The sequence below is a fragment of the Protofrankia symbiont of Coriaria myrtifolia genome (assembly GCF_900634755.1).
Taxonomy (GTDB): Bacteria; Actinomycetota; Actinomycetes; order Frankiales; family Frankiaceae; genus Protofrankia; species Protofrankia coriariae.
This window is the reverse complement of the sequence record NZ_CAAAFS010000265.1, coordinates 1-10,424: the sequence shown is the minus strand read 5'-3', so window position 1 is coordinate 10,424 and position 10,424 is coordinate 1. Positions and strand designations below refer to the sequence as shown.

At 71.9% G+C, this 10,424-nt stretch carries 10 protein-coding genes; 7 read left to right on the top strand and 3 right to left on the bottom strand.

Annotated elements, in window-relative coordinates; all coding sequences use genetic code 11:
* Positions 1–230 precede the first annotated feature (230 nt).
* The 3 genes from CM1CMNOD_RS15005 (at position 231) to CM1CMNOD_RS14995 (ending at position 3,943) form a co-directional block, all read left to right on the top strand.
* Positions 231–848, top strand: a complete 618-nt coding sequence (locus CM1CMNOD_RS15005; RefSeq protein WP_013874448.1) for a malonic semialdehyde reductase — start codon at positions 231–233, stop codon at positions 846–848.
* Between the two features lie 468 nt (positions 849–1,316).
* Positions 1,317–3,086: a CTP synthase gene (locus CM1CMNOD_RS15000; RefSeq protein WP_083828314.1), complete on the top strand. Its 1,770-nt coding sequence runs from the start codon at positions 1,317–1,319 to the stop codon at positions 3,084–3,086.
* A 251-nt stretch (positions 3,087–3,337) separates the two neighbouring features.
* Positions 3,338–3,943 (top strand): NUDIX domain-containing protein, encoded by a 606-nt coding sequence (locus tag CM1CMNOD_RS14995; protein WP_043606788.1) that lies wholly within the window; start codon positions 3,338–3,340, stop codon positions 3,941–3,943.
* Between the two features lie 88 nt (positions 3,944–4,031).
* On the opposite strand, the gene CM1CMNOD_RS14990 is transcribed toward CM1CMNOD_RS14995, so the two are convergent.
* Together CM1CMNOD_RS14990 and CM1CMNOD_RS23220 are read right to left on the bottom strand one after the other, a co-directional pair.
* A complete protein-coding gene (locus CM1CMNOD_RS14990) occupies positions 4,032–5,102 on the bottom strand; it encodes a PKD domain-containing protein (protein WP_013874445.1) in 1,071 nt (356 codons plus the stop codon).
* Positions 5,099–5,728 carry a hypothetical protein gene (locus tag CM1CMNOD_RS23220; RefSeq protein WP_013874444.1) on the bottom strand — a complete coding sequence of 210 codons (630 nt, stop codon included), beginning with the start codon at positions 5,726–5,728 and terminating at the stop codon, positions 5,099–5,101. The genes CM1CMNOD_RS14990 and CM1CMNOD_RS23220 overlap by 4 nt, the downstream gene beginning before the upstream one ends.
* A 191-nt stretch (positions 5,729–5,919) precedes the next feature.
* Here CM1CMNOD_RS23220 and CM1CMNOD_RS21885 point away from each other — a divergent pair, with 191 nt between their 5' ends.
* On the top strand, positions 5,920–6,057 hold the full coding sequence (locus tag CM1CMNOD_RS21885) for a hypothetical protein (protein ID WP_157491033.1): 138 nt from the start codon (positions 5,920–5,922) through the stop codon (positions 6,055–6,057).
* 2 nt (positions 6,058–6,059) lie between these two features.
* Complete coding sequence (locus CM1CMNOD_RS14985; RefSeq protein ID WP_050803563.1) at positions 6,060–7,064, top strand: site-specific tyrosine recombinase XerD; 1,005 nt, start codon at positions 6,060–6,062, stop codon at positions 7,062–7,064.
* Positions 7,065–7,196: 132 nt separating this feature from the next.
* On the opposite strand, the gene CM1CMNOD_RS14980 is transcribed toward CM1CMNOD_RS14985, so the two are convergent.
* Positions 7,197–7,415 carry a hypothetical protein gene (locus tag CM1CMNOD_RS14980; RefSeq protein ID WP_013874442.1) on the bottom strand — a complete coding sequence of 73 codons (219 nt, stop codon included), beginning with the start codon at positions 7,413–7,415 and terminating at the stop codon, positions 7,197–7,199.
* 586 nt (positions 7,416–8,001) lie between these two features.
* Here CM1CMNOD_RS14980 and npdG point away from each other — a divergent pair.
* Both npdG and CM1CMNOD_RS14970 read left to right on the top strand, forming a co-directional pair.
* The gene (npdG, locus tag CM1CMNOD_RS14975; protein WP_013874441.1) at positions 8,002–8,685 is read left to right on the top strand and encodes an NADPH-dependent F420 reductase; all 684 of its coding nucleotides are present in this window, start codon (positions 8,002–8,004) and stop codon (positions 8,683–8,685) included.
* Between the two features lie 127 nt (positions 8,686–8,812).
* Entirely contained in the window at positions 8,813–9,613 is an 801-nt protein-coding gene (locus CM1CMNOD_RS14970) for a helical backbone metal receptor (RefSeq protein WP_013874440.1), read from the top strand.
* Positions 9,614–10,424: the final 811 nt, after the last annotated feature.

The window sequence follows — 10,424 nt, the reverse complement described above, 5'->3', positions numbered from 1 at the left end:
GCGTGGGGAAACCGGTCGTGGGGATGAAGGCGCCGCGGAGCAGGGCGAACCCGACGCGGACCACTCGCGGGGTGAGGGTCGCAGCGGCGTGGGGATGCCGCGGATGTGGTTGTGCGTTCAAGTAGTGTCCTGTGATGCCGCTGGGCGCCCGGCACGAGCAGTGACCGGGTGCCCAGCGGCCTGGGATGCCGGACCCGTGACGACCCCGACCATCAGGAGTCCTGACTTTCATGACCGTCACAGACGCCTCCGCCGGCGCCGCCCTGGCGCTGGACGCCGCCGCCGCGGACCTGCTGTTCCACACGGCCCAGACAGCGAACACCTTCAGCGACGAACCAGTGTCCGACGAGCAGATCCGCGCCATCTACGACCTGGTCAAATGGGCGCCGACCAGCATGAACTCCCAGCCGTTGCAGATCGTTCTGGTCCGTTCGCCCGAGGCGCGGGAACGGCTGGTCGCGCACCTCAGCCCGGGTAACCAGGCGAAGACGCGGTCCGCGCCGCTGGCGGCCATCGTCGCCGCGGACGTCGACTTTCACGACAACCTGCCACAGATCTTCCCGCATCTGCCGACGGCCAGGGACATCTTCGCCGAGCCGGCCTTCCGTGAGCACAGCGCGCGGTTCAACGCCGCCCTCCAGATCGGCTACTTCATTCTGGGTATCCGGGCCGCGGGGCTCGCGGCCGGCCCGATGACGGGGCTTGACGCCGACGCCATAGACAGGGAGTTCTTCGCCGACAAACCGCTGCGCACACTCGCGGTAATCAACATCGGCAGGCCGGGGGAGAACGCCTTCCGTCCCCGGCATCCCCGCCTGGACTACGACCAGGTCATCTCCGCTCTCTGACAGCCGCTTCCACCCGGCCGTCGCCTGTCGCCCGCCTGCCGTTCCCCCGTTCTCCGAACACCCGTCCGCGCAGCCTTCCCCCGGGCCACGCCATGAAGGATGTGAATGTGGTGCTGCTGCTGCAACAGCAGCGCATTCACATCCTTCAGATCCTTGCGGGGCTGTCGCCCGCGTGAGCTTCGGCGGAGCCCGAGAAACGGTGACGGACAACTGTGTTCGCGTGTTTTTGTGGGTTTCTGCTCGGTAGGGCTCCGGGGCGAACGTGAGACGGGTCGACTGCGTGATCGTGCGGTTACGTGACGGCCGGATGGTGATCGCGCCCCGGGGCGGCGGGCTGGTTGGATCATGGCGGGCGGGCGGCAGTTGTCTCGTGCGTGTCCCGACCCGGGGCGGGGGTGTTACCGTGAAATCCCGTGGACCGGCCGGGTACGGGTGTCCGGCCGGCGCAACCCACGGAAGGGTCTCAGCGTGGCGCAGGCGCACGTGACCAGGCACATCTTCGTGACCGGAGGGGTCGCCTCCAGTCTCGGCAAGGGGCTCACCGCCTCCAGCCTCGGTCGTCTCCTCAAGGCTCGTGGCCTTCGGGTCACCATGCAGAAGCTCGACCCCTACCTCAACGTCGACCCCGGCACGATGAACCCGTTCCAGCACGGGGAGGTCTTCGTCACCGACGACGGCGCCGAGACCGACCTCGACATCGGCCACTACGAGCGGTTCCTGGACGTCGACCTCGACAGCAGCGCCAACGTCACCACCGGCCAGGTCTACTCGCAGGTGATCGCCCGCGAGCGCCGGGGTGGCTACCTCGGCCAGACGGTGCAGGTCGTCCCGCACATCACCGACGAGATCAAGGACCGGATCCGCAGGCTCGCCACCGACGCCTGGGACGTGGTCATCACCGAGGTGGGCGGCACCGTCGGCGACATCGAGTCGCTGCCCTACCTGGAGGCGATCCGCCAGGTCCGCCACGAGGTCGGACGGGACAACGTCCTGACCGTCCACGTCAGCCTGGTGCCCTATCTGGCGCCCTCCGGGGAGCTGAAGACCAAGCCCACGCAGCACTCGGTGGCGGCGCTGCGCAGCATCGGCCTGCAGCCGGACGCGCTGGTCTGCCGCTCCGACCGGCCGCTGCCGGCCGCGCTCAAAAGCAAGATCGCCCTGATGTGCGACGTGGACGACGAGGCCGTCGTCGGCGCGCCGGACGCGGCCTCGATCTACGACATTCCCAAGGTGCTGCACCGGGAGGGCCTCGACGCCTACGCGGTCCGCCGCCTGGGCCTGCCCTTCCGGGACGTCGACTGGACCGAGTGGGACACCCTGCTGCGCCGCGTCCACCGCCCGGCCAACCTGGTCACGGTGGCGATCGTCGGGAAATACGTCGATCTGCCCGACGCCTACCTGTCGGTCACCGAGGCGCTGCGGGCGGGCGGGTTCGCGGTGGACGCCCGAGTGGAGATCCGCTGGGTGCCCGCGGACACCTGCTCGTCCCCGCAGGCCACCGCGGTCGCCCTGGGTGGGGTGGACGGTGTGCTCGTGCCCGGCGGCTTCGGCATCCGCGGGATCGAAGGGAAGATCGAAGCGCTCCGGCACGCGCGGGCGAACGGGATCCCGGCCCTGGGCCTGTGTCTGGGCCTCCAGTGCATGGTCATCGAAGCGGCCCGCAACATGGCCGGGCTCACCGACGCGAACTCCACCGAGTTCGACCCGCAGACGCCGCATCCGGTGATCTCCACGATGGCCGACCAGCAGGCCGTGGTCGCCGGGGAACGGGACATGGGCGGCACGATGCGCCTCGGGCTGTATGCGTGCACGCTCGCGCCCGGCACGGTCGCCCGGCGGGTGTACGGGGCCGCGGAGGTCGACGAACGCCACCGGCACCGCTACGAGGTCAACAACGACTACCGCGACCGGCTCACCGCGGCCGGGCTGGTGATTTCCGGGACGTCGCCGGACAGCCGGCTCGTCGAGGTCGTCGAACTGCCGGTGGAGGTCCATCCGTTCTACGTCGGCACCCAGGCGCATCCGGAGTTCCGCTCCCGGCCGACGCGGGCCCACCCGCTGTTCCGCGCGCTGGCCGCGGCAGCGGTCACGCACTCCGAGCGGCGCACCGGGGTGCTGCCGGTCGAGCTGCCCGACGGCATCGCGGACGTGGACGGCCAGGAGATGGTGGACAGCCAGGGGATACCTGGCGAGGTGCAGTGTGAGGAGCTGGTGCCGTCATGGCCACCCGCAACGTGACAACCGGTAACGCGGCCGGCGGTGCGCAGGCCGGCGGTGCGACAGCCGGCGGGGTGGGGGAGCCCGACGCGCGGGGACCGGACGGGGCACGGGCGGACAGCGCGCCCGCGGCCGGGCCACAGACGGACAACACGCCCCCGGCCGAATCGTCCGCGGCGCCCACCAACGGGGCGCCTGTGGACGGGGGGCCCGCGGCTGGCACGCCGGCCGCGGAGGCGGGTTACCGCTCCGACAGCGGGCACCGCTACGAGGTGGTGGAGTCCGACGTCGTCTTCACCGGGCGGATCATCCGGCTCCGCCGGGACATCGTGCGGATGCCGGACGGTGGGGTTTCCCAGCGTGACGTCATCATGCATCCCGGCGCGGTCGGGGTGGTCGCGTTGGACGAGTCCGGGCGGGTGGTGATGGTCAACCAGTACCGTCACCCGGTCCGCCGGCCCCTGTGGGAGCTGCCCGCCGGCATCCTCGACATCCCCGGGGAACCGCTGGCGACCGCCGCCGCCCGTGAGCTTGCGGAGGAGGCCCATCTCACGGCCGCCCGCTGGGACCTGCTCGTCGACGTCCTGGCCTCGCCCGGGATGACCGACGAGGCGTACCGCGTCTTTCTCGCCCGTGAGCTGGCGGTGATCCCGCCGTCGCAGCGGCATGTCGGCGTCCACGAGGAGGCCGACATGCGGACGCGGCGGGTGGATCTCGACGAGGCGGTGGCCGACGTGCTGTCCGGGACGATCACCAACGCCATGGCCGTGATCGGCATTCTGGCGGCGGCGACGGCCCGCGCCGGCGGATTCACCTCCCTGCGCGCCGCGGACACCCCCTGGCCGGACCGTCCAACACCTGGAGCGCCTGTTTCATGACTATTCGTGTCTGTGCGGGTGGTGCCCGCGCCGCCCGACCGGCGCTTCGGCGGCCGGCGAGCCGGGCCAGCCGTTGCCGGTGGGGACCTCAGTCGTTGCCGGTGAGGACGCTGCCGGCCTCGTCCACGACGACGGGGGCGTTCGCCGCGAGGACCACCGGGTCCAGCGGGAACGCCTGCCCGACACCGGGCACGGCGAACGTCCCCTGCCAGGTCACCGTGAGTGTGATCGTGTAGGTGCCGGGCTGGCGGTAGGGGTGCGACACGTAGGCGTCGGGATGCTCCCGGGGTGAGATCGCCGGGTCGAAGGGGCGGCCGGGGGAGTCCGGGCCGATCGCGCCGTCCCCGAAGTCCCACCGGTAGTGGGGGACCGCGGTGATCGTGGCGAGCACCGGCTGGTCGACGTTGAAGACGAAGGCTGGCGGGACCGGCGTGTACACCACCGTCGGCAGGTTGGCGAAGCTGCGCCCGCTCGGCGCGACGACGAGCGTGGGCTTGGGCAGCGCCTGTTCCCGCAGGTAGTTGGTGAGCGCGGCCTGCACCTGCGCGAGGGTCGGGGCGGCACCGGGTTGCGGGTCGCACAGCGCGTTCGTGTCGGCGGCCGCCTCCGGCGCGGTCGCCCACAGCAGTTCCTCGAAGTCGGTGGTCTCGTCACCGACGTTGCAGTAGTTCAGGGGGACGACGCAGTCCCCGCAGCCGCCACCGGCCCGCCGGGCCGCGCCGGTCGCGGGCGTCCGGTGCAGCCGTCCGCCGACGAAGGTGTAGATGTATCCGCTGTCGGTGGCGCGGGTGTCGCAGTATCCCCACAGGGCCGTGCAGGCGCCGCCGGTCCGCCCGTCCGGTGCCGCGGCGGCGGGTGACACCACCGGCGGGAGCAGCCCGAGCAGGGACGCCGTGACGACAAGAAGCACGATCGCCAGCGGTCTGCCGGCACCTGCGCCATGGCCGTAGCTCTGGCCGGTGTCGTAGCTCTGGCCGGTGCCGTGCCGCCGGCGCGTCCAGCGCCCCCTGAGCCACCCGTGCCGGTCGCGGCCCAGCCGTCCCAGAAGGTTCCGGCCGCCGGCGTGACCGCGGCCCGGCTGGTCATGGCCGCCCGGTCCTTCCGGCCGCCGCGACCTGGGGCGCGGATGCGCGTGCGGGGACGGGGCTGCCCGCGTCACGACGACCCCGTGGCGTACAGGACGTTCTGGATGCGCCAGCCCGCCGAGCTCAGCACCAGCGTCGCAGTGGCGGCGCGCGCCGGCTGGGCGGGATAGGTCCGGACGGTGTTGCCGGCGGCGTCGAGCAGCCGGACGGCTCTGATCGCCACGGTCGTCCGCGCGGTGGCGATCCGATCCCCGAGCGGATCCATGACGACCGGGCCGACGGCGAGCGGATCCACGTCGGCGTGCCCACCCCGGTCGTGGAAACCGCGGGTGACGCCGACGTCGAGCATGCACGTCTGGCATCCCGGCATGGCTGTCAGGCTCACGTCCGCCACCCGTCCCTCCCGACTGGCCGTGTTGATCTCCGTGAAGTACGCCTGCACCGTTGCCAGCGCCGTCCGGGTCGGGTCGGCGGCCGGCGGCCGGGACGGTGTGGCCACCACCTGCGACACGGACCCGACCGGGCGCGGATCGCCGGTGACCGGCCCGCTCGGCTGCCCCGTCGGGCCGAACGACTGCGCCCTGGGCGGAGCCGGGGCACCCGTGGTGGCCGCACCACCGCCACAGCCGACTGCCAGCATGACGACGGCGGCGACCAGCAGATACCGGGCGTGTCGTGGCGGTCCACTGTCTGTCCGCATCAGATGTGAGGATAGCCGCAGTCCTTTACACGTACGGACAGGGGCTGGCAAATCGCCCCGAGAGGCGTGTCGTCCCAGGTAGTCGGGTGTGATCCGCGCGGTATGGGCGGACGCCGTCCGCCGGGCACCTACACTCACGTCGATGGCGAGCCACGCACATCGATGACGAGCGCAGGCGTAGGGATGGGTTGATGGCCGGCGAGTCCGTTGTCGCCTCTGGCGGTGACCGTGCTGTCCCTGGCGGTGACCGGCGCCCGCCTGCCGCGGCCGCGGCCCACCGGGCCCGTGCGGTACGCACGGTACGCACGGTACGCACGGTACGCACGTGAGCATGCCGGCTGACCCGGAACCGGAACCGGAACCCGTGGCCGGGGACCCGGCCGTCGTGGTCGAGCGCTTCCTCGACCATCTGGCGGGCGAGCGTGGGCTCGCGCGCAACTCGGTCCTCGCCTACCGGCGTGACCTGCGCCGTTACCTGGAGCACCTGAGCCTGCGCGGGGTGCGCTCCCTGGCCGACGTGGACGAGTCCGAGGTGGCCGAGTTCGCGGCGACCCTCCGGGAGGGGGCCGGCGAGCACCCGCCGCTGGCGGCGTCGTCGGTGGCGCGGATGCTCGTCTCGGTCCGGTCGCTGCATCGCTTCGCGGCGCGGGAGGGCGAGGTCACCTCGGACGTCTCCCGGCCGGTACGCCCGCCGACCCCGCCGCGCCGGCTGCCCAGGGCGCTCACCGTCGACCAGGTGGTGGCCGTTCTGCGCGCCGCGTCCACGTCCGCCGCCGGCGGTCCCGGCGGTGATCCCGCCGAGGGGAGCCGACAGCTGCGGGCGGTCGCGCTGCTGGAACTGCTCTACGGGACGGGCGCGCGCATCTCCGAAGCCGTCGGCCTCGACGTCGACGACCTGGACCTGGACGCGGCGTCGGTGCGGCTGCTTGGCAAGGGCGGCCGGGCCCGGGTCGTCCCGCTCGGCCGGTACGCCGGCGAGGCGCTGGCCGCCTACCTGGTCCGGGCGCGTCCGGTGCTGGCGAGCCGGCGGGCGTCCCCGGCGGTCTTCCTGTCCCGGCGGGGGACCAGGCTGTCGCGGCAGAGCGCCTGGACGGTGCTGCGGACCGCGGCCGTGGCGGCCGGCGTGGAGGGCGTGTCACCGCACGTGTTGCGGCACTCCTTCGCGACCCACCTGCTCGACGGCGGGGCCGATGTGCGGGTCGTCCAGGAGTTGCTGGGCCACGCGTCGGTGAGCACCACCCAGATCTACACGCTGGTCACGGTGGACCGGCTGCGCGAGGTGTACGCGACGTCGCATCCCCGGGCGCTGGGCACCAGCAGGCCGGCCCAGGGCTGACACGTTCCCGCGCACGCCCGCTGGCCTGCCCACGGTGGAATGGCCGGCCGTCGGGTGGGGCCACCGCATGGGGTGGGAACCCACCCGCCTGTCGGACTGTCCTGCCGGCCGTCCGCCGGGCTGTCGTGGGCCTCAGGACGGGGTGTACGGCCCCAGGCTCGGCATGCCGTTGGATGGGGCCGGCGTGGGCACCCCTCCGACGCCTCCGACGCCCTGCGTGCTGCGCTCGGCGAGCGTCTCGCCGACCTTGCGCGCGATCGCCTCCATCAGGCGCAGTGCCTGCGGCAGCGACAGGTTGAGCACCACTTCGCTGTCGTTCGTCATCGCGAAGCGAACCGATACGTCCGCCATTGCTCGACCTCTCCCGCCTGGTTCTGTGGATCTCGCAGCTGTTCGTGGAATGGAACGGTACGACCCGTCCTCGAACGGCGTGCGGCCGGGGTTGTCCGACGTTCCATGGATGTCACGCAACGCTATGTCCTGATCGCGAAATGTTGTAAGCACGGAATTGTTTCCGTCGTTCACCTTCCGCCGCTCCTCTGTCCGATCGGTACGGCCGCGTCTGTTGAGAAGACTCCCGCCCCCCGGCGTCCGCCAGCGTCCTACGGGGCGATCAACGCCCGTAGCTGTCACGTTGTTCAGGCATAGTCCCGCATTCGCTCCCGGGTCGGGTGACCGGGGGTACCCGTGGGTGAACCCAACCGTATGGATACACTCCGAGTCGGCCAGAAGCGCTCAGGGTGGCAGGATCGGGGACGGCGGCCAGGGCGGGCCGCCCGGAGCGGGCCGGCCAGAGCCGGTCCGGATGATGTTGGTGCTTCGGCGTTTCGGGGCCACTCCTTCGGAGTCGGCATCCTCGGCTGGCGGCGGATGCGCATGATCGGTCCGTCGGCGATCAGAATGCCGTGTGGACGGGTCATACGGCAGGATGTGGCTCATGGGCTCTCCTGGTGATCTACCTGACGTCTCGTTGCTGACGATCTCCATCCTCGGCGGGACCGGGCCACAGGGCCGCGGGCTCGGCCGCCGTCTCGCCATCGCCGGCAACCGGGTCGTGCTGGGCTCGCGTTCCGCCGAACGCGCCGGGAAGGCCGCCGCGAAGCTGGGCGCGGCCGGCTGGGCCGTCACTGGCGCGGACAACGCCACCGCCGCCGCCGCCGGCGACATCGTGATCGTCGCCGTGCCCTGGGACGGCCACGGCGAGTTGCTCACCGGCCTGCGCGCCGAGCTCGCCGGCAAGATCGTCGTTGACTGCGTCAACCCGCTCGGCTTCGACAGGGGCGGCGCGTTCGTGCTCCCCGTACCCGAGGGCAGCGCGGCGCAGCAGGCCGCGGCGCTGCTGCCGGAGAGCACCGTGGTGGCCGCGTTCCACCATGTCAGCGCGGTGCTGCTGGAGGACGAGACGGTCAACGAGATCGACACCGACGTTCTCGTCCTGGGTGACGACCGGCAGGCCACCGACACCGTCACAGCCCTGGCGGGCAGGATCGCCGGCATCCGCGGGATCTACGCGGGCAAGCTGCGTAACGCGGCCTCCGTCGAGGGGCTGACCGCAAACCTGATCTCGGTGAACAGACGCTACAAATCCCACGCGGGGCTACGCGTGACAGACGTTCAGTGACATCGGGTAACGGCAAATAGCAGCAAATTGTGGCAGGCGTTCTGTGGCAAATGTTTCATCAGGTGTTTCGCCACGGACGTCCGGTCCAGCCGGCGTAGGTGGCAATCGACCGGGGTAGGTGGCGACGGTGACGGCGGCGAGCGGCCGGGATGATCCCGGCATCGACGATCTCGGTAACGGGGTGACGGTGCCCCGACAGGTGACCCGCGTGGTCTCGCTCGTCCCGAGCCTGACCGAAGCCATCGCGCACACCGCGCCCGGCCTGCTGGTCGGGGCGACGGCCTGGTGCTCCCGCCCGGTCGACCTCGACGTGGCCCGCGTGCGCGGGACGAAGAACCCGGACATCACCACGATCGTCTCCCTCGCCCCGGACGTGGTCTGCGCCAACGCCGAGGAGAACCGGGAGGTCGATCTCGACCAGCTCCGAGCGGCCGGCATCCCGGTGTGGGTGACGGCGCCGGCCACCGTGGACGCCGCCCTGGTCAGCCTCGAGCGGATGCTGCGTGACGCCTGCCGCCTCGACCGGCCGGAATGGCTGACCGCCGCCCGCGCGACCTGGGCGGCCCCGTATCGCGGGCCGCGGCGCAGCGCGCTGGTCCCGGTGTGGCGCCGGCCCTGGATGGCGGTGGGGCGGGAGACGTTCACCGGTGACGTCCTGCGCCGGCTCGGGATCGACAACGTGCTCGCCGATCATGCGCAGCGTTATCCCCGGATCCGTCTGGACGAGGTGCAGCCCGTCGACCTGGTGGTGCTGCCCGACGAGCCTTATCCGTTCAGCCCCGCCGACGGCCCGGAGGCGTTCGGGGACACCCCGGTGGTGTGCGTCTCCGGCCGCCATCTGACCTGGTACGGACCGTCCCTGGTGTCGGCCCGCGCCGTCCTCGACGCCCAGCTCTCCCACCCGGTCACCACCCCTGCCCGCACCTGACACCCCGCGGGGCGCCTGACACCAGCGGCGCCGTCGCCGGTTCACACCGGCCAGGCCGGTCGCTCCACCCGTACTCGTGCCGAGCCCTCGTCCAGGTGGGCCTGCCTCACGCAGGCTGTTTGAGGGGGCTGGGTCGATTCCGAACGCCGAGGCCCCCCGGAGGCGGGTGCCGCCTGTCGGAGCGAGGGTTCATGGTGGGCTGGTCCGATCCGGCGGCCGTGTCCACGTGCGCCCGCCATGAGCGTCTCCGGCCGTGTCCGAAGACTGCGCCCGCGTCGGGCGGGCCCGGCGGGGTGACGCTTGCCGCGCATGCGCGCAGGGGACGGCGCCTTGGCGGCGGCGAGCCGGCCCACGGTGACGCATGCCACGCATGCGCGCGGGGACTGCCCCGGGAACCGTGGGATCCGTGGCTGTGCGCGCTGCATGCCGCGCGTGCGCGCGGGACTGCCGAGGCCGGTGACGGCGGTGTAGGTGATGCTGGCGCATGCTGCGCGTGCGCGCGGGACTGCCGCTTGCGGTTGGTACGCCACGCCCACTCCTCCAGCATGCCGCGCGTGCGCGCGGGATTGCCACCAGCGGGCTCATCGCCAGCGTCGAGGTGTTTCGCGTACCCATGAGGCCTGCCTGGTTCAACCACCATCGGCCGGCAACACTCTGCTGGCGGCCCTGTCCCCGTCCGCCCCGCCAAGCGGTGCGAGCATCGGCGACGATCTCGTCGATCCCTGTTCCCCGCCCGTCCGGTCCCGCTGTCCGCATGGTCGATCAAGATCGTGATTCACACCTGCAGGATGTGAGTGCAGTGCTGTGACAG

What these genes read in the sequence shown, in the direction of transcription:
- CM1CMNOD_RS23220 (WP_013874444.1), bottom strand. Translation starts at nt 5,728, where the DNA reads ATGCGGACAGACAGTGGACCGCCACGACACGCCCGGTATCTGCTGGTC.
- CM1CMNOD_RS21885 (WP_157491033.1), top strand. Translation starts at nt 5,920, where the DNA reads ATGGCCGGCGAGTCCGTTGTCGCCTCTGGCGGTGACCGTGCTGTCCCT.
- CM1CMNOD_RS14985 (WP_050803563.1), top strand. Translation starts at nt 6,060, where the DNA reads ATGCCGGCTGACCCGGAACCGGAACCGGAACCCGTGGCCGGGGACCCG.
- npdG (WP_013874441.1), top strand. Translation starts at nt 8,002, where the DNA reads ATGGGCTCTCCTGGTGATCTACCTGACGTCTCGTTGCTGACGATCTCC.
- CM1CMNOD_RS14980 (WP_013874442.1), bottom strand. Translation starts at nt 7,415, where the DNA reads ATGGCGGACGTATCGGTTCGCTTCGCGATGACGAACGACAGCGAAGTG.
- CM1CMNOD_RS15005 (WP_013874448.1), top strand. Translation starts at nt 231, where the DNA reads ATGACCGTCACAGACGCCTCCGCCGGCGCCGCCCTGGCGCTGGACGCC.